This is a genomic window from Nonomuraea solani (assembly GCF_900108335.1).
In the GTDB taxonomy this organism is placed as follows: domain Bacteria; phylum Actinomycetota; class Actinomycetes; order Streptosporangiales; family Streptosporangiaceae; genus Nonomuraea; species Nonomuraea solani.
On record NZ_FNVT01000009.1, the window covers coordinates 387,663 to 410,607 of the forward strand.

20 protein-coding genes are annotated in these 22,945 nt (G+C 67.8%); 9 read left to right on the forward strand and 11 right to left on the reverse strand.

Annotated features, from left to right (window positions below):
• Positions 1-42: 42 nt before the first annotated feature.
• The 9 genes from trxA to C4V41_RS31400 form a co-directional block, all read right to left on the reverse strand.
• A complete protein-coding gene (trxA, locus tag C4V41_RS31360; RefSeq protein WP_103959558.1) occupies positions 43-471 on the reverse strand; it encodes a thioredoxin in 429 nt (142 codons plus the stop codon).
• 1 nt (position 472) lies between these two features.
• On the reverse strand, positions 473-3,076 hold the full coding sequence (clpB, locus tag C4V41_RS31365) for an ATP-dependent chaperone ClpB (RefSeq protein WP_235030485.1): 2,604 nt from the start codon (positions 3,074-3,076) through the stop codon (positions 473-475).
• A gap of 25 nt (positions 3,077-3,101) precedes the next feature.
• The gene (locus C4V41_RS31370) at positions 3,102-3,395 is read right to left on the reverse strand and encodes a chaperone modulator CbpM (protein WP_103959560.1); all 294 of its coding nucleotides are present in this window, start codon (positions 3,393-3,395) and stop codon (positions 3,102-3,104) included.
• Complete coding sequence (locus C4V41_RS65910; RefSeq protein ID WP_103959561.1) at positions 3,392-4,357, reverse strand: DnaJ C-terminal domain-containing protein; 966 nt, start codon at positions 4,355-4,357, stop codon at positions 3,392-3,394. Before C4V41_RS65910 ends, C4V41_RS31370 begins: the two co-directional genes overlap by 4 nt.
• Complete coding sequence (locus C4V41_RS31380; RefSeq protein ID WP_103959562.1) at positions 4,357-4,893, reverse strand: nucleotide exchange factor GrpE; 537 nt, start codon at positions 4,891-4,893, stop codon at positions 4,357-4,359. Before C4V41_RS31380 ends, C4V41_RS65910 begins: the two co-directional genes overlap by 1 nt.
• 1 nt (position 4,894) lies before the next feature.
• Complete coding sequence (gene dnaK / locus C4V41_RS31385; protein WP_103959563.1) at positions 4,895-6,787, reverse strand: molecular chaperone DnaK; 1,893 nt, start codon at positions 6,785-6,787, stop codon at positions 4,895-4,897.
• A gap of 33 nt (positions 6,788-6,820) precedes the next feature.
• Positions 6,821-7,294, reverse strand: coding sequence for a general stress protein (locus C4V41_RS31390; protein WP_200824348.1), 474 nt, complete (start codon positions 7,292-7,294; stop codon positions 6,821-6,823).
• Positions 7,295-7,326: 32 nt separating this feature from the next.
• Positions 7,327-7,590, reverse strand: coding sequence for an Hsp20/alpha crystallin family protein (locus C4V41_RS62120; RefSeq protein WP_160150466.1), 264 nt, complete (start codon positions 7,588-7,590; stop codon positions 7,327-7,329).
• 137 nt (positions 7,591-7,727) lie between these two features.
• The gene (locus tag C4V41_RS31400; RefSeq protein ID WP_160150467.1) at positions 7,728-10,307 is read right to left on the reverse strand and encodes an AAA family ATPase; all 2,580 of its coding nucleotides are present in this window, start codon (positions 10,305-10,307) and stop codon (positions 7,728-7,730) included.
• Between the two features lie 169 nt (positions 10,308-10,476).
• Here C4V41_RS31400 and C4V41_RS31405 point away from each other — a divergent pair, with 169 nt between their 5' ends.
• From C4V41_RS31405 to C4V41_RS31415, 3 genes are all read left to right on the forward strand, one after another.
• On the forward strand, positions 10,477-10,905 hold the full coding sequence (locus C4V41_RS31405) for a DUF2267 domain-containing protein (protein ID WP_103959565.1): 429 nt from the start codon (positions 10,477-10,479) through the stop codon (positions 10,903-10,905).
• A gap of 116 nt (positions 10,906-11,021) precedes the next feature.
• A complete protein-coding gene (locus tag C4V41_RS31410; RefSeq protein WP_103959566.1) occupies positions 11,022-11,636 on the forward strand; it encodes a DUF1345 domain-containing protein in 615 nt (204 codons plus the stop codon).
• A 39-nt stretch (positions 11,637-11,675) separates the two neighbouring features.
• Positions 11,676-12,743 carry a hypothetical protein gene (locus C4V41_RS31415; protein WP_103959567.1) on the forward strand — a complete coding sequence of 356 codons (1,068 nt, stop codon included), beginning with the start codon at positions 11,676-11,678 and terminating at the stop codon, positions 12,741-12,743.
• 357 nt (positions 12,744-13,100) lie between these two features.
• Here C4V41_RS31415 and C4V41_RS66200 read toward each other — a convergent pair whose 3' ends face one another.
• The gene (locus C4V41_RS66200; protein ID WP_407670084.1) at positions 13,101-13,700 is read right to left on the reverse strand and encodes an integrase core domain-containing protein; all 600 of its coding nucleotides are present in this window, start codon (positions 13,698-13,700) and stop codon (positions 13,101-13,103) included.
• Between the two features lie 82 nt (positions 13,701-13,782).
• Here C4V41_RS66200 and C4V41_RS31430 point away from each other — a divergent pair, with 82 nt between their 5' ends.
• Together C4V41_RS31430 and C4V41_RS31440 are read left to right on the forward strand one after the other, a co-directional pair.
• The gene (locus C4V41_RS31430; protein ID WP_103959568.1) at positions 13,783-14,121 is read left to right on the forward strand and encodes a hypothetical protein; all 339 of its coding nucleotides are present in this window, start codon (positions 13,783-13,785) and stop codon (positions 14,119-14,121) included.
• A 1,942-nt stretch (positions 14,122-16,063) separates the two neighbouring features.
• Positions 16,064-17,107, forward strand: coding sequence for a WD40 repeat domain-containing protein (locus C4V41_RS31440; RefSeq protein ID WP_146103855.1), 1,044 nt, complete (start codon positions 16,064-16,066; stop codon positions 17,105-17,107).
• Positions 17,108-17,567: 460 nt separating this feature from the next.
• Here the strand turns inward: C4V41_RS31440 and C4V41_RS31445 are convergent, their stop codons facing one another.
• Positions 17,568-18,020 (reverse strand): hypothetical protein, encoded by a 453-nt coding sequence (locus tag C4V41_RS31445; RefSeq protein ID WP_103959571.1) that lies wholly within the window; start codon positions 18,018-18,020, stop codon positions 17,568-17,570.
• Between the two features lie 851 nt (positions 18,021-18,871).
• Here C4V41_RS31445 and C4V41_RS31455 point away from each other — a divergent pair.
• The 4 genes from C4V41_RS31455 (at position 18,872) to C4V41_RS31470 (ending at position 22,902) form a co-directional block, all read left to right on the forward strand.
• Entirely contained in the window at positions 18,872-19,468 is a 597-nt protein-coding gene (locus C4V41_RS31455) for a DUF6461 domain-containing protein (RefSeq protein ID WP_103959573.1), read from the forward strand.
• 330 nt (positions 19,469-19,798) lie between these two features.
• Positions 19,799-20,596, forward strand: coding sequence for a hypothetical protein (locus C4V41_RS31460; protein ID WP_103959574.1), 798 nt, complete (start codon positions 19,799-19,801; stop codon positions 20,594-20,596).
• Between the two features lie 782 nt (positions 20,597-21,378).
• Entirely contained in the window at positions 21,379-21,597 is a 219-nt protein-coding gene (locus C4V41_RS31465; protein ID WP_103959575.1) for a hypothetical protein, read from the forward strand.
• Between the two features lie 495 nt (positions 21,598-22,092).
• Entirely contained in the window at positions 22,093-22,902 is an 810-nt protein-coding gene (locus tag C4V41_RS31470) for a hypothetical protein (protein ID WP_103959576.1), read from the forward strand.
• Positions 22,903-22,945: the final 43 nt, after the last annotated feature.

Here is a 22,945-nt window from a genome sequence, read left to right on the forward strand (position 1 = left end):
CGTACAGGTCCGGTGTCTCGGGCAGGGTGGCAGGCGACTGCGTCATGACGGCGTCCTCAGCGTGTCCTCGACCCATTCGCGCAGCTGGGGCGCCGGGGCCGCGCCGACGCGTTGAGCCACGACGCGGCCCTCGTTGAGCATCATGAGCGCCGGGACGCCCGTGATCGTGAAGCGTTGCGAGAGGGCCGGGGAGCGGTCCACGTCGACCTTGACGAGCTTCACGCGTCCGGCCATCTCTTGGGCGACCTGTTCGAGCGCGGGTGTCACCATCTTGCACGGCCCGCACCATTCCGCCCAGAAGTCGACGAGTACTGGCAGGTCGGCCCGTTCGGCGACCTCTGCGAAGGTGTCGTCACCGGCGTCGGCGATCCACGGCAGAGGCTGGTGGCAGTTGCCGCAGCGGGGCGTGCCAGAAGCGGCCTCCGGAACCTTGTTCGGCCTCCCGCAGTTGGCGCAGCGCGCGGTGTGCATGTCAGCCCTCCGGGGCGTAGAAGGTGACGTTCAGCTCGCCCTTGTCGGCGCCGACCACGATGGTCGAGCCGTCGGGGACTTCTCCGGTGAGCAGTGCCCGGCCGATCCTGGTCTCGACCTCGCGGGCGATGAACCGGCGCAGCGGCCGGGCCCCGTAGACGGGGTCGTACCCCTGGTTGGCGATGAGCTTGCGGGCCTCCTCGGTGACCTCCAGGGTGAGCCGCCGGTCGGCCAGCCGCTGCCTGATGTCGGTGAACATCAGGCCGACGATCCGCTCGATCTCCACCTCGGTCAGCGGCTTGAACAGCACGATGTCGTCGATCCTGTTGAGGAACTCGGGCCGGAAGTGCCGGCGCAGCTCCGCCATCACGCCGTCGTGAGCCTCGGGCTTGATCTCGCCGTCGGAGGTGATCCCGTCGAGTAGGTGCTGGGAGCCGATGTTCGAGGTCATGATGATCACGGTGTTGCGGAAGTCGACCGTGCGGCCCTGCGCGTCGGTCAGCCGGCCGTCGTCCAGGACCTGCAGCAGCGCGTTGAAGACGTCCGCGTGGGCCTTCTCGATCTCGTCGAAGAGCACCACCGAGTACGGCTTGCGCCGCACCGCCTCCGTGAGCTGCCCGCCCTCCTCATAACCGACATAACCGGGAGGCGCGCCGACGAGACGGCTGACCGTGTGGCGTTCCTGGTACTCGCTCATATCGATGCGGACCATGTTGTCCTCGGTGTCGAACAGGGCCGCCGCGAGGGACCTGGCCAGCTCGGTCTTGCCGACGCCGGTCGGCCCGAGGAAGAGGAACGACCCGATGGGACGCTTGGGGTCCTTGATGCCCGACCGGGCGCGGATGATGGCGTCGGCCACCAGCCGCACGGCCTCCTCCTGTCCGACGACGCGCTCGTGCAGAATCTGGTCGAGCTTGAGCAGCTTGTCCCGTTCGGCCTCCTGCAGCCGGGCCACCGGGATGCCGGTCCAGCGGGAGACGATGTCCGCGATCTCCCTTTCGGTCACCACCTCGCGCAGCAGCCGGTGGCCGTTCTGCCGGGTGCCCAGCCGCTCCTCCTCCCCGCGCAGCCGGCGCTCCAGCTCGGGCAGCCTGCCGTGGCGCAGCTCGGCGGCGCGGTTGAGGTCGTAGTCGCGTTCGGCCTGCTCGGCCTCCCGCCGCACGGCCTCGATCTCCTGCCGCAGGCTCTGGACCTTGCGCAGGGCCGAGCGCTCGGCCTCCCACTGAGCCCGCATCGCATCGGCTTCGGTCCGCGCGGCCGCCAACTCCACGCGCAGCTCGGTGAGACGCTCCCCGCTGGCCGGGTCGTCCTCCTTGTCCAGCGCGGCCTCCTCGATCTCCAGCCGCCGGACCCGCCTGGTCAGGGCGTCCAGCTCGGCCGGCATGGAGTCGATCTCCGTCCGGATCATCGCGCACGCCTCGTCCACCAGGTCGATCGCCTTGTCCGGCAGGAACCGGTCAGAGATATAGCGGTGGCTCAGCGTCACGGCGGCGACGAGCGCGCTGTCCTGGATCTTCACGCCGTGGAAGACCTCCAGGCGCTCCCGCAGGCCGCGTAGGATCGAGATGGTGTCCTCGACCGAGGGCTCGTCGATCAGCACCTGCTGGAACCTGCGTTCCAGGGCGGCGTCTTTCTCGATGTGCTTGCGGTATTCGTCCACCGTGGTGGCGCCGATCATGTGCAGCTCGCCACGTGCCAGCATCGGCTTGAGCATGTTGCCGGCGTCCATGGCGCCCTCGGTCGCCCCGGCTCCGACCACGGTGTGGAGCTCGTCCACGAACAGCAGGATCCGTCCCTCCGCCGCCTTCACCTCGTTCAGTACGGCCTTGAGACGTTCCTCGAACTCTCCGCGGTACTTGGCACCGGCCACGAGCGCGCCCATGTCGAGGCTGAAGATGGTCTTGTCGCGCAGTCCCTCGGGGACATCGCCGCGGACGATGCGCTGGGCCAGCCCCTCGACAACCGCCGTCTTGCCGACTCCGGGATCGCCGATCAGGACCGGGTTGTTCTTGGTCTTGCGGGAGAGGATCTGGATCACCCGCCGGATCTCCCCGTCACGGCCGATCACCGGATCGAGCTTGTCCGCCCGGGCGTCGGCGACCAGGTCGCGCCCGTACTTCTCCAGCGCCTCGTAGGCCACTTCCGGCATCGCCGAGGTGACGCGCTGATTGCCCCGCACGGCGGTGAGCGCCTCCAGGAATCGATCCCTGCTCAGGCCCTGGCCGTGCATGAGACGTCCGGACGCGGTCGTGGATCCCTCCTCGATGAGGGCCAGCAGCAGGTGCTCGACGGAGACGTACTCATCCTTGAGCCGGCGTGCCTCCCGGTCGGCGGCGTCGAGCAGCCGCGACAGGCGCTGGGTGAGGAACACCTGGCCGGGCGCGGCGCCCGGGCCGCTGACCTTGGGCCGTCGCGACAGCTCGTCCTCCAGGTCGGCGTGCAGACGGCGCGGATCGGCGCCGGCCTGCTCCAGCAGCCTGGGCGCCAGCCCCTCGGGCTGGTCGAGCAGGGCCAGCAGGAGATGCTCGCCGTCGACCTCGGTGTGGCCGAAGCGCAAGGCTTTGGTCTGGGCGTCGTGCAGGGCTTCCTGCGACTTCTGCGTCATCCTGTTCGGGTCCACTCCAGCCCCCCTAGCGTGGTCGTGGGAGGTCGCGCAGGGCAGCCTCCAGCTCCCCGATCCGGTCGAGGAGGTCGATCACCACGCCGATCGCGGCGTAGTTGATGGACAGTCCTTCGTGCAACCGCTGGATGCGGGCCGCCGCCGCCACCTGAGCGGGCGTGAAGCACAGCTCACCCCTGGCGTTCCTGACCGGCTCCAGCAGGCCGAGCGCCACCAGCCGGCGCACGGCCTGCGGGTGCAGGCCGGTGGCCCGCGCGTAGGCGTCCAGGTCGAGCCGGACCGGGCGGACGAGCGCGTAGCTCATGAGCGCCTCCTGGGGTCGAAGTGCGAGACGGCGGCGAGCTGCTCGAACAGGCGCCGCTCCTCGTCGGTAAGCCTGGGCGGCACCATGATCCGGGCCTCGGCGTAGAAGTCGCCCGCGGCCCCGCGCGGATGGGGCATGCCACGTCCTTTCAGGCGCAGGCGGCGGCCCGTGGATGTGCCGGGCGGAACCTTCACCTTCGCCTCGCCGCCCGGCGTGTCGACGGCGACCGTGGCGCCGAGCGCCGCCTCCCAGGGAGTCAGCGGCAGCGGGGCGTAGATGTCGCGGCCCTCCAGGCGGTAGCGGGGATGGTCGGCGATCCGCACGATCAGGTGGAGGTCGCCTCGCTGGGCTCCCTCACTGCCGTGCCCGCCCTGGCCGGCGAGCCTGATCCGCTGCCCGTTCGTGACCCCGGGCGGGATGGTGACCTCCAGCCGCTTGCCTCCGGGCAGCGTGATGCTGCGGCGCCCGCCGCGATACGCCTCCTCCACGGTCAGCGTCAGCTCCGCCTCCTGGTCGGCGCCGGGCACCGGTCCCCACTGCCCTCTGCCCCGGCCACCGAACATGCCGCCGAGCAGGTCCTCCAGGTCGATGCCCTCGTCCGCGCCGTAGCCGAAGCCCGCGGCCCCGGTCGAGCGCCACCGGCCACCCGCGGCTCCTGCCCCTGCGCCGGCCCGCGCACCCGCGCCCGCTCGACTGCGTGCGCGGGCCCAGTCCGCTGGATCGACGTCGGGCGGCACCTGGCGGAAATCGTGTCCGAACGCGTCGTAGCGGCGACGCGTCTCGGGGTCGGAGAGCACGCTGTAGGCCTCCGAGATCTCCTTGAACCTGTCCTCGGCGCCGGGATCCTTGTTGACATCGGGGTGGTAGGCGCGCACGAGCTTGCGGTAGGCCCGCTGGATCTCGTCGGCGTCGGCGTTCCGATCGACGCCGAGCACCTCGTAGAAGTCCCGGCGTTCGGCCATCACTCCACCTTCTTCGCGACCGTCACGATCGCCGGCCTGAGCTGCCGCTCGCCGTCGCCGTAGCCGGGCCTGAGCACCTCCACCACGGTGCCCGGATCGACGTCTGCCCGTTCGACTGTCGTCACCGCCTCGTGGCGGGCGGGGTCGAAGGGCACACCGCTCTCGTCGTGACGGGGATAGCCGAGCTTGTCGAGCAGGGTGACCGCCTGGTCCCGTACCGCTCGTACTCCCTCGAGGACGGCGTCCCCGCCGCCGTCGCCGCGGACCGCGTGGCTCAGCGCGAGCTCCAGGTTGTCCAGGATGGGCAACCACTCGGCCGCCACCTTGGACCGCTCTTCGGCCCTGATCCGCTCGGCGTCGCGTGCGATGCGCTTGCGCAGGTTGTCCAGCTCCGCGACCGCCCGCAGCCACCGGTCCTCCAGCTCCGCCAGCTTCGCGTCGGTCTCCGCGGGCGCGGCGGTCTCCGCGGATGCCTGCTCGCCCCGCGGGGTGGCCGGGCCGGCCTGGTCCTGGGTCTCGGATCTGTGCTCATTCATGTCACTCGGGCTCCGAGGTCGTGAATTCAGCGTCGATCACGTCCTCGTCACCGGCCGGGGCTTGTTCCGTCCTGCCCTGCGGCGGCACGCTCGGCCCGCCGCCCGCGGCGGCCCCGAGTCCGTGATAGACCTGCTGCAGCTCGCCACTGAGCGCGCGCAGCCGGTCCACCGGCGCCTCTTCCTTGATCGCCTGCCTGGCGTCCTGAACGAGCTGTTCCGCCCGCGCCTTCTCATGCACGGGCACCGCGTCGCCGAGCTCCTCCAGACGACGTTCCACCTGGTAGGCGACCGAGTCCAGCTCGTTGCGCGCGTCGATGGTCTCACGGAGTTCAAGGTCCTCCGCACGGTGCTGCTCGGCGTCGGCGACCATCCGCTCGATCTCCGGCTTATCCAGGTTGGAGCTCTCGCTGATAGTGATCCGCTGCTCGGCACCGGTGTCCTTGTCCCGGGCGGAGACGTTGAGGATGCCGTTGGCGTCGATGTCGAAGGTGACCTCGATCTGCGGCACCCCCCGCGGCGCCGGCCGGATGTTCTCCAGCCGGAAGCGCCCGAGCACCCGGTTGTCGGCGGCGCGCTCCCGCTCCCCTTGCAGGATGACGATGTCGACGGCGTTCTGGTTGTCCTCGGCCGTGCTGAAGACCTCGGTACGGCGCGCCGGGATCGTCGTGTTGCGCTCGATGACCTTGGTCATCAGGCCGCCGAGGGTCTCGACGCCCAGCGACAGAGGCGTGACGTCGAGCAGGACGACGTCCTGCACCTCGCCCTTGATGATCCCGGCCTGGACCGCCGCGCCGATGGCGACGACCTCGTCCGGGTTCACCGTCATATTGGGGTCCTTGCCGTCGGTGAGCCGGCGCACGAGATTCTGCACGGCGGGCATCCGGGTCGACCCGCCGACGAGAATCACCTCGTCGATGTCCGCAGGCCTGAGCTTGGCGTCCTCCATCGCCTGCTTGACGGGAGTAACGCAGCGCTCGACCAGGTCGGCCGTGATCTGCTCGAACGTGGAGCGCATGAGCGTGGTGTTGAGGTGCTTCGGCCCCGAGGCGTCCGCCGTGACGAACGGCAGGCTGATCGTGGTCTGGGTGACCTCCGAGAGCTCGACCTTGGCCTTCTCTGCCGCCTCGAACAGGCGCTGCAGGGCTTGCGGGTCGTTGCGCAGGTCGATGCCCTGGTCCCGCTGGAACTCATCGGCCAGGTGGTCGACGATCCGGCGGTCGAAGTCGTCGCCGCCGAGATGCCCGTCCCCGGAGGTGGCGCGGACCTCGACCACGCCTTCGCCGATGTCCAGGATGCTGACGTCGAAGGTGCCGCCGCCCAGGTCGAAGACCAGCACGGTCTCGTTGGACTTCTTGTCCAGCCCGTACGCGAGCGCCGCCGCCGTCGGCTCGTTGATGATCCGCAGGACCTCGAGCCCCGCGATGCGCCCCGCATCCTTGGTCGCCTGGCGCTGGGCGTCGTTGAAGTATGCCGGAACGGTGATGACCGCCTCGGTCACCTTCTCGCCCAGGTATTTCGCCGCGTCCGCGACGAGTTTGCGCAGGACGAGGGCCGAGACCTCCTCCGGCGCATACTGCTTGTCACCGACCTGGAAGCGCACGGCTCCCTGGGGCCCTTCTACGACGTCGAAGGAGACGGCGTGCTGCTCGCTCTGGATCTCGTCGTAGCGGCGGCCGATGAAACGTTTGGCGGAATAGATCGTTCCTTTCGGGTTGAGTATGGCCTGGCGGCGGGCCAGCTGGCCGACCAGCCGTTCGCCCTGGTCGGTGAACGCCACCACGGACGGCGTCGTCCGCGAGCCTTCCGCGTTGGGCAGCACCGTGGGGTGGCCGTCCACCGTGGCGGCGATCACCGAGTTGGTGGTACCGAGATCGATGCCGACTGCCTTCGCCATTTCTCGCTTCCCCCTCGTACTCCCTTTCGGGCTCTATCGGGTCATTCCTCGGAGCAGTTCACGGGCCTTGGCCGCGTGCTCTGACTCGACGAGGACCTCGTACTTGTCGGCGACGAGGGCGCTCTCGGAGATGAAGTCCCGCTGACCGCGCAGCATCGCGTGCGAGATCAGGCCGAAGATCGCTCCCGCCACCGCACCCCACAGCAGCCCCCACAACATCAGGGGCAACCCCGCTCCAACCGTGGTGGAGAAGATCGCCAAGAACAAGCCGATGAGGAATCCGAACCAGGCTCCACCCGCCGCACCCCAGCCGGCCGCCCGCAGATGGGTCATGCGCGCGATGACCCGCTCCAGCGAGTGCAGGCCGGTGCCGACGATCAGCGTTCCGCCTACGGTGAACCCGTGATCGGACAGGTAGTCGACAACCGCCTGCGCCTCCTCGTAGCTGCCGTAACTTCCGATCAGTTCGCGGTTGGTCGTAATGGGGCCAATCGGCGCAACAGACACGGCTCCTCCTCTCCCGCCTCAGACTGAGACCCTCAGACTGAGACCTCGATGTGCCGGGGCTCGGCGGGCCCGCGCCTTGGGCAGGTGATGGTCGGCACACCGTCCGGCAGGTGCGCCTCCACCCGATCGGCGTCGACTCCCCCGGGGAGCATCGTGCGGAACTCGAACCGGCCGGTCCTGCGCATCTTGCGATGCCACCGCTTACGCTCCCGCTCCTCGATCTGCCCGGTGACGGTTGGCTCTCGCTCCGAGAGCTGGACGCCGATCTCACGGGCCGGAACATCTCCCCGCCCCAAGGGCGCGCTGTGAGCAGTGCCGGCTGGACCTCCGGATGGCGGCCGAACGATACTCCCTACATTTCGAGCCTCGCCTACGCCTTTCGCGGCCACATCCCCCAGCCGGGTAGTCGCGCCGCGGCCCGTGCCGGCGCGGCTCAGACGCGCCTTCCGCCGGGCGGCTGACCGAAGCCATCCCGTGTCTTCTCCGCCGCCAGCCGCGCGAGCTCGACCCTGGATCTGATACTCAGCTTGCGGAAGACCTGCCTCAGGTGAAACGCGACCGTGTGCACGCTGATGAACATCTGTTCGGCGATCTGTGGGTTGGTCCAGCCGTCCGCCACGAGCAACGAGACGGTGTGCTCGGTCTCGGTAAGGCTGTCCCAGCCGGAGACCGGGCGTTCGGCGTAGCTCCAGTGCCGGTGGCGTACCCCCATGCCGCGCAGCCTCCGGCGGATGCGCGCGGCGTCCCTCAGTGAACCGATGTCGTCGTACGTGCCCAGGGCGCACTCCAGGCTCTCCATGGCCTCCACGCGCTGCCCGGCGGCGGCGAGCACCATGCCGAGGTCCTCCTCGGCGGAGGCCCGCGCCCACACGTCCTCGGCCCGCCCGGCGGCCAGGGCGAGCGCTTCGCGATCCCCGTCGAGCAGGCCCCGGGCATGCGCCGCGGCGGCGCACAACGCCGAAAACTCATGGTTGGCCCCGCCGAGTGCCTCTGCGGCGGCGACCACGGACTCGGCCGCCGCCCGATCGTCCGCGGCCAGGGCGACCCGGGCCATCCAGGGGCCCGCCGCGGGTTCGATGGTGAGCAGCAGCGGGCGGGACAGGTCGGCGAGCAGGCTCATCGCGCTGCGCGGCCCGTCGCGGGCCTCCGCGACCTGCGCGGAGAGCAGGGCGTGCCGCAAGCGTGCCTCTGCCGCTCCCTCCGGCTTTTCCCCGAGATGATGCGCCGCTCCCTGCAGGTCGCCACGCCGCAGCGCGACGGCGGCGAGCACCGCGCAGGCCGCCGCGACCGACAACGGTGTGTTGAGCGCGCCCGCCAGGTCCAGGGCTCGCCTCGCCTCAGTGACCGCGTCGTCGAAACGGCCCGCCAGCAGCGCCAGGCGGGCCTCCAGCGCTGAGGCCTCCGCGGCCCAGGCCAGATGGCCGTGGCCGAACATGTCCTTGCGCGCCTGGCGGAGCATCGCCCGCGCCTCGTCCAGCCGGTGGACGTCGACGAGCACGCCCGCCGCGGTCAGGCATGCCTCGTAGCGGCGTTCCTTCGGAGAGCCGGCGCCGACCGGCCGGCCGGCGCTCTCCGCCAGGGTCAGCGCGCCGGAAAGCCTGCCCTCGTGCCGCTCGGCGGTGGCCAGGGCGACCAGCGCGGCGCTCCTGGCCGCGGGACCGTAGCGGTTCTTCCCGTCGATGACCTCCTGCGCGTACGCCCGCGCGGTGCCGTCGTCCCGCAGGCGCGCCATGGCGTACAGCTGGACCAAGGTCGCCCGCTCGCGTACGTGGCCGGGCAGACCCGGGACCGCCAGCACCGTCTCGGCCTCGTGGATCGCCTCGTCGCCCCGGCCCGTCAGGTACATCGTGTCCGCCAGCAGGCAGCGCAGTTCGGCCGAGCCATACACAGAGCCGTGCTCGGCGAGGCGGCCCCGCACCATCTCCTCGGCCTCGTGCAGCCGCCCGCTGGCGATCGCCGCGTCTATGGCGGTGGAGGCCGGGCCGGTGAGCAGGCGAGCCGACCCCACCCTCTCGGAGCTCATGAGAACGCCGGACTGGTCGAGCAGGGTCTGCCGCACCGATGGAGGGATGCCCGCGGCGACGGTGTCCGCGACCAGTTCGTGACGGAAGGCCAGGCCGTTCTCGGTCACGATCAGGATGCCCGCGGCCGTGGCCTCCTCCGTGACCGGGAGCAGCGCGGCCGGCGTGGTGTCGAGCAGCGACGCGGCGTGCTCCAGCGACAACGAGCGGCCGAGCACGGCGATCGTCTCCACCAGACTCCTGGCCTTCGCGCTCAGGGTGTCGATCCAGCCCCGCACCACGATCCGCAGCCGGCCGGGCGCGCGGGCCCGCGCCGTGTCCCGCAGCAGCCCTTCCTCGCGCAGCCCCGCGAACAGTTCGGTGATCAGCAGCGGATTACCGCCGGCACCCGCCACCAGCGCCCGCGTCGCCGGGTCGGGCGATCTCCCGAGGGTGTCCGCCGTCAGCGCCGCGACCGCAGCCGGTGACAGCGGCGCAAGCGTCACCCTGTCGGCCCCCTCCCGCTCCAAGATGTCGAACAGCGACACGGCCTGGCACGCGATCGGCGCGGTCGAGCGGGACATGAGCCAGCTGATGGGGCGGTTGGCCAGCAGGTCGTGCAGGGTGTGCACCATCCTCAGCGTCGCCGGGTCCGCCCGTTGCAGGTCGTCGAGCACGGCCAGCACCGGCCCCGTGGCCAGCAACTCGAGGCCAACCCGCAGCCGCTCCAGGACCAGCGGGCCAAAGCGGGCGGAGCCATCGCCGTCTCCCGGCTCGGACCGCAGGTCGAGGGCCTCCAGCAACATGCTGCACGGGGCGAGCTCGCCCAGCTCCTCCACCCTGCCTTGCACGACCCCGATCCCGCGTTCGGACGCCTCAGCGACGGCTTCGGCCAGCAGCCGGCTCTTTCCCGACCCTGGCTCACCGTCCACCAGCAGCGTCCCGCCCCCACCTCGCCGCAACTTCTGCAGCAGGCCATCGACGAGACGCCATTCCCGATCGCGTCCCCGCATGATTCCTCCCACGGAGCGCCTGCCACGACAGGAAACGGGGAATCCCATGTCCGACAAGATCTTTCGCTCCCGGCGGGGACGACTACCCGGCTGGGGGATGTGATCTACGCCCGCCTCGCCGAAGCTCGAACAGAGGCGTGCCCGCCGAGGTAGGGAAGGGGCGAAGGAGATGGCGGAAACCGGTTATGCGCCGTTCAACCGTACGGTGGACAAGACGAACCGCGTGCTGCGGGAGATCGAGGAGGCGCACGGCTGGACGCCTGAGCGCCGCAACCAGTCCTACGCCGCTTTGCGCGCCGTGCTGCACGCGCTGCGCGACCGGCTGACCGTGGACGAGAGCGCCCAGCTCGCCGCCCAATTGCCGCTGCTGATCCGCGGGGTCTACTACGACGGCTGGCGGCCGAGCACCGTGCCGGTCAAGGCCCATCGCAAGGAGTTCCTCGACCGCGTCTCCTGTGAACTGGCCTTCGAGCTCCAGGAGAGCGAGGAGGATCTGGTCAAGAAGGTTTTGCAAGCGCTCAGGAAGCACATTAGCGATGGCGAGTGGGAGGACGTGAAGTCCACCATGCCGAAGGACCTGGCCTCGATCTTGCCCTGATCGCCGGCCTGATCCCCGATCGGCGACACACCGGCCGGGGTACCTCGGCTGCGGGCGCCCGTTGGGATGCTGGAGCGGTGAGATCGGTGCCCAGGAGACGCGCGGGGAAGCGCGTCATGTCGGTGCGGCGTGTGCTGACGTCTCTGGGGGCCGGGATCGTCACGGCGGCCGGTGCTTGGCGGCTGGGGTTCCCGGAGTTGTCGCCGCTGCTCGGCTGGGGTGTGACCGCGACGGTAGGCCTGGCCTGGGTGTGGCTGATCAGCTGGCCGAAGGATCACCATGACACCAAGCGGCTGGCCACGGAAGAGGGCGACGCCCGCTCCACCGACACCGGCGTGCTGATCGGCGCGGTCGCCAGCCTGGGAGCGGTCGCGCTCGCCCTGGTCCGCACCGCCAGCCACACCCCGCTGACGACGGCCCTGGTCATCCTGAGCGTGGTGACGGTCATCGTGTCGTGGAGCCTGGTGAACACGGTGTTCGCCTTCAAGTACGCCAGGCTCTACTACGTGGACGAAGACGGCGGCATCGACTTCGGGCAGGAGGATCCGCCGGCATACAGCGACTTCGCTTACCTCGCGTTCACGATCGGCGTGACCTTCGGCGTCACCGACAACCATGTGGTCAGCACGCACATTCGCAAAGTCGCCCTCGCGCACGCTCTGCTGCCCTACTTCTTCAACACCGGCATCTTGGCCGTGGCGATCAACCTCGTCACCGACCTGAGCCAGTAACCCCTGGTCAGAGCCAGCCGCTCAGGGTAGGGCCTGGACATGCGTGTCGCCCTGGTCGCCGATCCTGACCTACCCACCGAACTGGCCGTGAGGGTGGCGCGCGACCTGCCCGGCCGGTTGCGGGAGCGGCTCGGTCCGAGCTTCGACTGGCAGGTGCGCACGTACACCGCTCCCCTGGCGGCGGAGGAGCAGGTCGACATCTCGGCCATGCTCACCGCTGTCCGCCCGCACCTGCCCGAGACCGGCTGGGACATCGCGGTATTCCTCACCGACCTCCCTCGCCGGCTGGGCTTGGACGCGGTGAGCGCAGAGGTCAGCAGCGGCGACCACGTCGCCCTGCTGTCGTTGCCCGCCCTCGGCACCTTTCACCTGGCCGGCCGGACCTTGGAGGCCGTGGTGAACGTCGTCGGCCTGCTCGTCCTCCCACCCACCGGCCGCGACCGCGTCCCCGCGATCGGCCGCAGAGTGGAAGGAGACGCCGAGCCCGACCGGACTACACCCGATCGCTACGTCATTTCCGGCCTGCGCGGGCGGACGCGGTTGCTCGCCGGCATGGTGCGGGCCAACCACCCATGGCGGCTGTTCACCTCGTTGTCGCGGGCGCTGGCAGGCGTGTTCGCCACCGCCGCGTTCGGCATGATCAACGACACCGCGTGGCAGCTCTCCACCGCGCTGGACACCTGGCGGCTGTCCCTGATCATGGTGCTGTCCATCCTCGCCCTCACCGCGTGGATCATCGTCGACCACGAGTTGTGGGAGCGTCCCGGCGGCAGGGTACCCAAGGCCCGCGCCCACCTCTACAACACCGCCACCCTAATCACCATCACGCTGGGCGTGCTCTGCCTGTACACGGTGCTGTTCGTGGTGCTCACCGGGGTCGGCGCGCTCGTGCTGGTCCCCGCCTCCCTCGCGGAGACGCTGAACCATCGACCAGGCATCACCGACTACCTGGCGCTGGCCTGGTTCCTGACCTCCAGCGCGATGGTGGGCGGCGCCTTCGGCTCCGGGCTCGAAGACGACGGGACCGTGCGCAAGGCAGCCTACAGCCAGCGCCAGCGCGACCGGCTCGAATACAGATCACTCCATAAACGGTCCTGCCGGTACTGAGATGCCAGCTCCTGCCGTGCCTTGATCCGCGTGCTGATCTTCTCGGAGAAGACCGGTTCGCAGCCCCCCTCGCGCAGGGCGTCATGCCTGCTGTCCAGTTTCCGCTGGGCAGTGCTGCGCCGGGCATAGCCGACCCGGGTCGGCCTGGCCACGGCCGCCGTCGTCGTCGCCTCCCACGCCGGGCACGCTTGCCAAATGCGGCCGGGCCGCGCTGGATGGTGCCGCTGATGGCCGTCGCCGGCCTCGTGGTCGCCCGCCTGTTCCGCCCGGACGTATCAGCCAGCCGGGCGATCGTGTTCACCGGCGCCACCCGCAACTCCCTGGTCGTTGCGGGTGCCGATTAATCATCCGACCAGGTCAAGCCACATGTCGATGCTCTCTCAGAATGCCGCCGAGCCGATCACGTCGATGGATGTCGAGCGCCGTGATCCGGGCTGGGGCAGTGTCAGAGGCGGGAAGCGGTCGGAGCGGAGCTGCCTGATGGAGAGTCCGATGTGGCCGGTGTTCGTTATAGAAGGCTTCGAACTCGCGCAGCGCGTGCAGAAGGTGGTGCTGGTTCCAGATCAACATCCGGTCCAGCAGCTCGCGCCGGCAGGTCTGGATCCATCGCTCCATGATCGCATTCATGCGCGGTATCCGGGCTCCGCTCTTAAGGATGCGGAGTCCAGCATCGACCAGCACGGCATCGAAGGCCGCGGAGAACTTGGCGTCTCGGTCCCGTATCAGGAACCTGGCGGTGCTGCCGGCCTCCTGAAGGTCCATAACGAGGTTGCGACCTGGGTCACCCACTGCCCGGTCGGATGCGCGGTGACACCGAGAATCCGCACACGGCGGGTGGCGTGCTCGATGACCGCCAGAACGTACATGCCGCTTGACCTGCATGGATGGAATTTCGGCAGGCGCAGTCACACTGCAGAGTTGTTCAGTGACTAGACCATTCTTGCTGAACAACCTCATGGCCGGTTACACCTGAATGTCGAGCGATGCGGCCCGCAGAGCCGCATCAAAGCCCTAGCTGAACACCTCATCGGAGAACGGCATGAAGAAGATCGCGTTCACTATCGCCGCCGTGGGGATGCTGCTCACCGCAGCCCCAACCGCCCAGGCGGAAACCCATCAGCTCGCAGACAACATGGGGACGATCACTGCCCTCGGCCCTGTAGCGCCGAGTTGCGTGCACCGTGAGGTTCGGGACCACTCAGGGACGGTGGGAGTCGACGAGTTATACACGTGGAACCAGTGCAATGAAGACAAGTGGCTAAAGGTCATCATCGCCTGGGGGCCGGACTCTCCATGCAGGCTGCTGGAAGACGGACATGGGAGGGTCATATTCTTCTGGCCGGCGCCTGGCCAGTACGACAGGCTCGAAACCTGCTGACGATAAACCACCTATCCGACCACTCGCTTCCGACGCGCAGCACCACACGCCATCTCGGTGGTCGGCTTGACTGTCGCAGTGCGGACGCTGGTCATTCAACGATGGTGCTAGAAGGCAAGGCTCAGGAGGGTTGGATGAAACGCGTAACAACCCGTTCAGCTAACGCGCCGGCCTTAGTAGTCATATTACTGGGTTGGCAATGCCGGCACAGGCAGTGACGGAGAGAGCGACGGCCTCGGCGGGCATCTTCACGAGGCTGATAAATGTGGGACCGACCGGCGCGTCGATGACAGCTTCCCCGAAGGGTTACGTGCGCACGACTGCAACGAAAGCGACTCACAAATCTGGCACCTATATCGCTGGGACTGGGGCGCCCGGCTCTTCCCCTTCGAGAACAGCTCGTTGATCGTCATGGACTCGAAGGCCACGAGCCTGTCCATGCCAGGCCTTGGGCAGTTGCTCAAAGCCGCAGGGACCGTCGGTATCTACGCGGCATAACCGTCAGCAGATCCGGCCTTGGGAGGTCTCGGCCCTCCGGGGTGCCTTCGTCATCGACCGGCCCGCTCCTCCGTCAAGCCGCTCGCCAGTATGCGTCGCCTTGGCTCATGCCTTTCGGACTGTAACCCGGTTAACGCGGAACAGCTGTTCACTAACGACGGTTGACTATGCCTAGATCCTTCTTTACGGTTTTAGTGCCACAGTTGGACGAGGGAAAGAGAGTGATAAAAATGCTCAGCCTTACGCGCTTACGGACTCTCATCAAATCGCTCGGGATGACCCTCGTCGCAGCGTCGACTTTCTTCGTTCCCCAAGCGCTCTCGACAACCCCGGAAATTGCCGCGACGCCGGCCTACCTAACCAAGGTACAATACCTGACGAAGTATGTAGATCCTGGGATGTATGCCCAGATCGAGCGACGCATCTGGATAAGCGCCGGAAACTATGAGCGCGTACTTCTCATTGACGATGACCTCGACGCCCCATTCAAAGACCGAATTTATGGAAAAATGTACCTCGGCACTGGATGGTACACTTGGCGGCAAAGCATCCGAGGCACGAATACCTGGGCCGTGTACCTTGGGACAAGTGTATTAGATCCCGACAACCCTGATTGGACGACCAGCACGTGGCAGTTTAATCACGACTTGTCGCCCTGTACGTTGTGTGACGCTGATTTGCACTTGTACGAATGGGGTGGGTGGCTGCGCCCGCTAGATTGGTAGATAGGCACCACCCAGCGCAACGCCCCGACTTCAACTGTGATGCCTTCCATTAAGGTGGCGCTCGCCATCGTCGTCCGCGCTCGTGTCAAGCAGCAGACCGTAGGACCTGCAGAGGTCCCCGACATGGACGTTGCGGGTCGTGCCCACCTCGGCGACGATGGCTGCGGTCCTGGCCAAAGCCGAGACGAACCCGGCGAACGAGTGGGCACAGCCGAACTCGCCGTCGGGGTCGCCTCCACCGGGCCCGTGGGGCTCGAAAAATTCAGCTCGGCTATGCGACCTGCGAATACTCATTGATCAGGCCCCCGAGGATCGGCCGCCGCTCGACCCGTACCGCAGGCAACTCCGCCACCGGCGACGCCGGATCGGGTGGTCGCTGTTGCAGTGATCGATGTGGCCGGTGCCGGTTGTGGTGGCAGACATACTCGCCGAGCACAACGCGGAGATGGCGTGTGGGGCTCGAATACTCGACTCACGTGGTGACCTGCAGCTATTGGCAGACGCGCGGATCTTGAGCGTCACCGTCAAAGCGATCGCTCAAAACGGCTTGTGCAGTCGCTCAATTCGATTGAGCGACTGCACAACATCGCTTGAGCGTCCGCTTAATAGATGATCTTTGCTTATCAAAGGCTTGCAGGTGAGACCGTCGAACGAGATTTTCGGCACTCGCAGGGCTGGGTTGATGTTCTGGTTCAGGACTGGCTACTACAGTCTTGATCATGGCTTCCTTATCCGTCATCCGGTCCAGCGCGAATCCCTGGGAAAGGTCGATCTGGGACTTCGACCTCGTCCAGGTGGGCGGGCGGCCGCTGATCGTCTGCGCCGACTCCAGCGGCTCGGTGTACACGTGGGACCCGCTGGAGGACCGCTGGGGCAGCTACCAGCTGGACATGCCGTTCCGGCCGGAGGACAGCTATGACTTCATCGATGTGTACGCGATCGGGGCCGTCGTCCTGGACGGCCGGATCGTGGTCGGCGGAGGCTCGGACCACCAGCCGTTCGCACAGTGGGACCTGGAGACCGGCGCGGTGGAGATTTCCGCGGACACCACGCATGCCGCTCTCGGCAAGGTAATCGGGATTGAGATGGACGGACGGCCGATGCTCGTCGGCGCCGACCAGAGCACCAGTCCCCGCGTTCGTGTGTATGACGTCGAGCGGCGCGAGATGTACGCCGAGCTGCTCGGCGCGCATCTCGACGGCATCGGCGCTCTGGCGTCGGGAACCCTTGGGGAGCGGCCGGTGCTCCTCTCCAGCAGCTGGGACGGAAGTGTCGAGCTATGGGACCTCCGGGAGAAACGCAGCCTCGTCCAGTCCGCAAAAACGGGCCCCAGCTTGATGGGAGCCGCCCTGGTGCCGGTGAATGGGCGACCACGCATTGTCGGAGCGGAGGGTGAGGCGGTCTGGCTCGTCGATCCCGAGACGGGCGAAGAGGATGAAGCGCTCGCCTGGCCGGCGGAGATCACCGAGCGGATCGAGGAGGGTGAGTTCGAAGACGACTTCACGTGCATAGACGCCGGGCTCGTCGGCGGGCGTCCGGTGGCGGTGACGGGCTCGGAGGAGGGCCGGGTCTGCGCCTGGGATCTAGAGGAAGGCCGCATCATCGGCGAGCCGCTCATCGAGCACGAGGGGGAGGTCTCCACCGTCCGCCTCACCGATCTGGATGGCCGGACTGTTGCGATCACGGCAGGACGAGACGGCCAGGTGAGCCTGTGGGACCTCCAACTCCTCCAGATCGCGGCAGCGCCAAGCCACAGCCGCTGACGCACAAGCTTGGCCTGCCGAGCATCTCCCGGGAAACGATCGCATCGAAGACGGGAAGCGACCTTTTATAGCGTCCCCTCCCTGCTGGCCAACGCCACTCGTGAACGCCCATAAGGGGCCGTTCTTGAGACGGCTGGACTGAGGTTGACGGGATCCCGTCTGATCATCGCGATCAGGCGGGATCTTGTGTTCTGTCCTGTGCCGACGAAGGTTGAGCGTGTGCCATCGAACCTTGATCGGCGTCAATCCGGGTCACGGGTACGCGGCTGTGCGTGATCACCCGACCTTCGGTGGCACGGCTGGGTAAGGTTCGCTGACACGGGGCAGGTGGGTGGTGGCGATGCCAGCGAGTTCCGACAGCGCTTGTCGCCGAGATCCGACAGCACTCCGTGATCTTCGCGCGTGCGAAATGTCGGTGAGAGGCAGCAGCGCCCATGCCTTCGTTGCCGCGATGGTTGGACTACGACGCGACACGCCGAGGGGTGGCGAAGCGCTCTGCGGCGGCTGTGATGAACGTCGACACCGCAGCTTCGAACTCAGCCTCACGGAGCTTGAGCTCGGCCTGGTCGGCGGCGTCGCGCAGCGCGTCCATGTGTGCGAACGCAGCGTCGGCATGCGGATCAGGCTGACCTGACACCAAGTGCAGCCGGAAGCGTGCAGCCTCGGCCAGGGCGCCCAGGCGATCGGCCTCGGCGCGCGCCTGATCGCGTTCGGCAGAATCCGACCGCCGGAGCCACACGGCGACGACAGCGCGCTTGAGCTCGCTTATAGCGGCGGCGAACTCAATGTGGGCGGCCAGGCGTTCCTGGCGCAGCCGCTCATCACGCGCGACCGCCTCAGCCCGCACGGCGGTCCGCTGCTGGAACAGGTAGGTGCTGAAGGACCCCAGGAGGGTCCCGAAGACTGCGATCAAACTCCCAAGAACAGCGCTCACCCGCAAGATTTGACCATATCCGGCGCCCGAGCCAAAGGCAGATGGTCATCGTCTTCGGGGCGCGCCCCGACCCATGGCTTCACGGACGGCACGCGGCAGCAACCGAAGGAGGCAGACATGAGCCCGGCTTTCGGCCGGTGGGGGCGCGGTTCAGCGGCCGGTCCCCGTGTCAGCGGACCTTACCCAGCCGTGCCACCGAAGGTTGGGCGATCACGCACAGCCGCGTACCCGTGACCCGGATTGACGCCGATCAAGGTTCGATGGCACACGCTCAACCTTCGTCGACACAGGACGGTTTCGAGGGTTTCCGAATCGGGTTCGTCCTGGTTTTGGGAGCTGCGGAGCGGGTGTCCGGGAGCCCGGGTGGTGTCAGGGCGCTGGTGGAGGTCGGAGTTCGCATCGCTCGGCATGGCGATGTCGGCTCCGGGCTGGGTGCAGCGACACGGTGATCTGCAGCGGGTAATGGCGCAGGCGGCGGCCTGCTCCGGCCCGTGAGCGGCGAGCGGTTGAGGCGCTCTGCTGGGATCTCGGGGATGCCGGCGGATGTGTCAGGGTCATCTGGGAGTTGGTTGGTGTGGCGTCACTGGTCGAGGAAGTGGTCGTTGGCGACGGTGACGAGCAGCGCGACCAGGATGGTCTGGGCGACGAGGCCGTGGGTGAGCCGGCTCTTTGGGTCACTCAGGTCGAGGTCGTGGCCCTTGAGACGGCCGTTGAGCCCTTCGGCGTTTATCGCCCTGACGGTGGAGTACGTCCCTCGCCACGATCTGAAGGGCCACGTGATCCCGTCGGCTGTTGCGGAATGATGGCGGCTGCCGACGAAGGAGATGGCTATGAGCAGCGTGACGGCCGATGACTATCGCTGGCTGGAGGAGTTCGATTACCGCTTCGACTCCGGCTTCTGCTTCACCTTCGCCAAGGCGCTTGATCCGGAGGAGGTGCTGCGTCGCCTTCGGGCCATGGACGACCCCGACTACATCGGCCCGGGCGGCATCGAGGTGGGCGCTGCATCGGGGGGATCCGTCATGATCGAATGGGGTGGCTACGCGGGCATCATGCGAGACGTGGTTCGTGATCTGTCGGCCGGTGCGGTCATCGCCGGCGTCAAGCGCAACGTCAACTGGAAGACCACCTTCCTCTACGCCGCCGACGGCCGAGTTCGCGCCAGGTTCGATCCCATGTACCGCAGTTACAGCCCCACCCGCCACCCGGACGACCAACTTCTCGACGGCGAGTATCTCAACATGATCCCCGGCTACCAGGATCCCGGCGACGGGTTCATCGACCGCCACCTCCCGGCCGCACTCGCCCTTGCCGAGCACCGTACCGGCGTCCGTCTAGAACCTCGGCACCTGCAGTCGATGCCCTCGTACGCGTCCATCGCGCACTACTACTCGCCTGAGCATGGCGGCGCGCCGGAACTTGCCTGACATCACCCCCAGGCCCTACCGCGTCCGAGTCGTGCAGAGGGGCCTCGGCGGAGGTCGGGAAACGATCACTCTCCATGCGGGAAGCGATCAAGGTAGTGCTCCCTCCGATGCGGGTGGGGCTCACACGTGAACGCCTTCTCAGCGAGGCATGGGCCGATGACCATGAGCGGATCCCGAGGAACGAGTGGGTGATCCACTGACGATGGTGGATCTGTGGGCTCGAGTGCGGCCGGCTGCTGCTGTAATCGCGGCGAGACCAACGCATGCGAAGATCGCCGTTTCGGCCCGTGTCGACGAGTGCCGGACCCCATGCGAGGAGAAGCATCACTGATGAGGCGATGGACGACGTTCCTGACGCTCACCGTGACGGGGTTAGCCCTCCTCGGTGTCCCCGCCGTCGGCGCGGCCAAGGCCGGCGACCCGGTCGCGGCGATTCAGCGCCAGTTGGTCAAAGGACACGGCGTGCGGATCACCGAATACAGTACGTTCAACTCGGGCCCATTCCTAGGCTGGGAGCGCTTCAAGCCGACGAAGGGCGTCGTCGGATTCGGTGATGGCAAGGTGGTGGCGACCGACCTGTGGCATTACCAGTTGGGGGAGGCAGGCGTTCGCGATCTCTGCATCGGCAAACGCCTGTGGGAGTACGACCCGAAAGACAAGCCGCGGAACGGCAAGAAGTGGGTCACCTTCAAGCATCCCTGCGTACTGCGCCTGGAGACGGGATACCTGCGTTTGGACAAGCCGGACGTGCTCGCAGCCGTCCTGGCGACCACGACGACCACCAAAGCCTCGGATACCTACGACGGATCGCCCACGACGCTCCGCGAAGGATCGATCTCGTTCCGTCAGCTATGGAATGTCAGACCGGAGCTGCGCGACGGCACCATGGAGAATGAACACGCCGACTGGGAAATCGATTGGCGGCTGTGGATCGGCCAGGACGGCCTCGTACGCCGGGCCTGGTCCAAGTGGCGGGAGCCGGAAGGCGAGAAGTGGAAGGGCGCCACCGATGGCCAGGGCTGGTTCGGCTTCGTCAAGGATGTCCGCTACTCGGACTGGGGAATCAAGCTCACCATCAAGCCTCCGCCCACCGCTCAGACCATCGCCCTCAACAAGCTGAAGCACTGAGTGGCGAGCCCTGACACGGGCGCTGCATCCAGTGCGGGAAGCGATCTTGTGAGTACCTGCTCCGCTCCAGGCCAATCCCCTTCGTGAACACCCCAGGTGGAGCCGTTCTTGAAACGGCTGGAAGTGGTAACGGTGCTGGGGGGCGAGAGGGAGCGCGCCGGGCGGCAGCGTGGAGAAAGGCTGTCTGATCTGGCGTCACAAGGGTTAGGCGCTCATCCCGCCGTCCCCCGAGCATGGCGGGATATCCGGCCGAGCTCAATGAGCACGGCCCCGCCCCGATCCCGTTGCCGGCGCCGTTGAGAACCTCCTTCGCAAAGGCGGTCGGAGATGCTCGACCTTTCCTTCATGAATCGGCGGATGCGGTCCAGGCGGTCAGAGGGCGCGCATCGGATGGCGGCGCCGTCCCTCGCTGGGTCTATGCCCGAAAGCACGTGCTGTGGCGGTGATGCCTGCCGCTGTCCGGCGCATGTCCACGATCCGTGCGGGCCGGTGTTCGTCGCGCCGCTTGGCGGGAGCCCGGCGGAGTTCGTCCACGCCCGCAAGATCGCTGGTCTCAGCGTCGCCGCCGGTTGGTTGAGGCGAGTGGAGTGAGCACGCGGGTCATCGCGGCAAACCCGTCCGGCCGCCAAAGGTGGGGCGCGGGATGGCAAAGCTCTGCCCATTCGGCGGTGGGTCGCTGGGGTGAGGGCTGATGACGAACCTAGACTCATCCCAACGGACCCCTCGATGACCGCCTTAAACCCATCAATAACGCCGCCCGGCGGGCGGCTGGAGTCGTCCCAGTGATCACGGCAATCGTCTTCGGAATCGCGGCCGTCTCGGCCCTGGAAATCACTCTTCTTCTGGCTCTGCTGGGCCTGGCCGGCGCGGAGCTCTGCTCGTTGCTGCGCCGTCATCCGTACGGTGCTGCTGTCATGCGTGACCTGGCCGCGCAGGCGCGACAGCGCTGGCTCCTCGCGCAGGGCGCCGTCGGACGGCGCTGGTGGTCGCATAGTCGGTAGGGCGGCGCTGACCGGCATTGACGGATCCCTCGCCGTGTATGGGGGTGGGCCGGTAGCGAGTACGGCCGATTCGTCGAGTCGATCGATGCGGGGCTCGGAGCGGTTCGGGGCGAGGTGGCTGATGGCTTCGCCCTGGCCGGACCGGGTTGCATAAGCATGACCGTGGGGCCTTGGGCGGACTCGCCGTGTGAGTTGTCGCGAGGAAGGCTGCGGGTTCCGCCTCGGCGGTCGGCTGCTTGACGTCGTCGCTGGTTGACGGGGCCACGGGTCACGCCGGGCGAGTGCTGGGGCCCATCGGGCGCGCTGGCGCTCCTAAGCCCGAGGTCATGCGTGGGGGTGACGATCGTCAGGCCAGAGAGTTGCGTCGGCTATCAGGGACTCGTGTCCGCGGTGATCGGCGGTGTTGCAGTGCGTTGTCGTCGCCGTCGTCCGGCTGTGTACGGGCAAGGCTTCTCGCTGAATGAATGATGGATCAAGAAGGGGATTGGGGCCGGGATGGGCGACGTTCAGCGGAAGTTCGAGTTGACCGGGCCACAGATCGCGGGCAGCGCGCTGGCCGCAGCGACCGCCGCGGTCGCGGCCTCGTATCTCGGGGTGGCCGGCACCGTGATCGGCGCGGCGCTGGTAAGTGTCGGCACCACGGTGGGCACCGCCGTGTACGCGCACTACCTCGAACGCACCGGTGAGAAGGTCAAGCGGCACACGGTGAGCGCCCAGCGCGGGCACGCCGCCGCGACGACGGTGATCGGCGGATCGCCCAACCTGGTGGCATCGGTAGAGGAGGCACCGCGCAGGAGGCTGCCGTGGGCCAGAGTGGCCATAGCCGCTGGGCTGGTGTTCGCCATCAGCATGGGCGGCATCCTGACCTACCAGACCGTAGCCGACCGTACCGTGGCCGAGCAGCTCACCGGCAAGCCCGCTCGCAAGGCCGCGCCCACCAAACCGGCGGCCGACAGGGACAAGGACGCAGCATCCGACGTCCCCGCTCGTCCGATGCGAACGGTGACCACTCCCTCGGTAAGCCCGTCCCCGAGCCCGGCGGCCACCCCTGCCCTCACTCCAGCACTCACTCCGGCGCCGGTTGCAACCCCGACACTCACAACGGCCTCGATGCCGGCCAGCGAGTCCACTCCTGCACCTGTGCCAACGGACACGGCCGGCGCTTCTGACTCCCCCCACATCGATGCGTCGTCCCCTGGACAGGAACCGAGTCCCCTCGGCGCGGTGCCGGGGTCCACCGAGCCGGCCAACCCGCGCCCACCGTCGGCCTGCCCTCCCATCGGCGAGCCTGCACCCATGTGCTGATCCCGGGTACCTTGCTGACGGCGCCGGTGATCGCCGCGGCAAG

What these genes read in the sequence shown, in the direction of transcription:
- C4V41_RS31405 (WP_103959565.1), top strand. Translation starts at nt 10,477, where the DNA reads ATGGCGGAAACCGGTTATGCGCCGTTCAACCGTACGGTGGACAAGACG.
- dnaK (WP_103959563.1), bottom strand. Translation starts at nt 6,787, where the DNA reads ATGGCGAAGGCAGTCGGCATCGATCTCGGTACCACCAACTCGGTGATC.
- C4V41_RS31460 (WP_103959574.1), top strand. Translation starts at nt 19,799, where the DNA reads ATGAGGCGATGGACGACGTTCCTGACGCTCACCGTGACGGGGTTAGCC.
- C4V41_RS65910 (WP_103959561.1), bottom strand. Translation starts at nt 4,357, where the DNA reads ATGGCCGAACGCCGGGACTTCTACGAGGTGCTCGGCGTCGATCGGAAC.
- C4V41_RS31380 (WP_103959562.1), bottom strand. Translation starts at nt 4,893, where the DNA reads ATGAATGAGCACAGATCCGAGACCCAGGACCAGGCCGGCCCGGCCACC.
- C4V41_RS31400 (WP_160150467.1), bottom strand. Translation starts at nt 10,307, where the DNA reads ATGCGGGGACGCGATCGGGAATGGCGTCTCGTCGATGGCCTGCTGCAG.
- C4V41_RS31455 (WP_103959573.1), top strand. Translation starts at nt 18,872, where the DNA reads ATGAGCAGCGTGACGGCCGATGACTATCGCTGGCTGGAGGAGTTCGAT.
- C4V41_RS31415 (WP_103959567.1), top strand. Translation starts at nt 11,676, where the DNA reads ATGCGTGTCGCCCTGGTCGCCGATCCTGACCTACCCACCGAACTGGCC.
- clpB (WP_235030485.1), bottom strand. Translation starts at nt 3,076, where the DNA reads ATGACGCAGAAGTCGCAGGAAGCCCTGCACGACGCCCAGACCAAAGCC.
- C4V41_RS31370 (WP_103959560.1), bottom strand. Translation starts at nt 3,395, where the DNA reads ATGAGCTACGCGCTCGTCCGCCCGGTCCGGCTCGACCTGGACGCCTAC.
- C4V41_RS31440 (WP_146103855.1), top strand. Translation starts at nt 16,064, where the DNA reads ATGGCTTCCTTATCCGTCATCCGGTCCAGCGCGAATCCCTGGGAAAGG.
- C4V41_RS66200 (WP_407670084.1), bottom strand. Translation starts at nt 13,700, where the DNA reads ATGAGGTTGTTCAGCAAGAATGGTCTAGTCACTGAACAACTCTGCAGT.
- trxA (WP_103959558.1), bottom strand. Translation starts at nt 471, where the DNA reads ATGCACACCGCGCGCTGCGCCAACTGCGGGAGGCCGAACAAGGTTCCG.
- C4V41_RS31430 (WP_103959568.1), top strand. Translation starts at nt 13,783, where the DNA reads ATGAAGAAGATCGCGTTCACTATCGCCGCCGTGGGGATGCTGCTCACC.
- C4V41_RS31410 (WP_103959566.1), top strand. Translation starts at nt 11,022, where the DNA reads ATGTCGGTGCGGCGTGTGCTGACGTCTCTGGGGGCCGGGATCGTCACG.
- C4V41_RS31470 (WP_103959576.1), top strand. Translation starts at nt 22,093, where the DNA reads ATGGGCGACGTTCAGCGGAAGTTCGAGTTGACCGGGCCACAGATCGCG.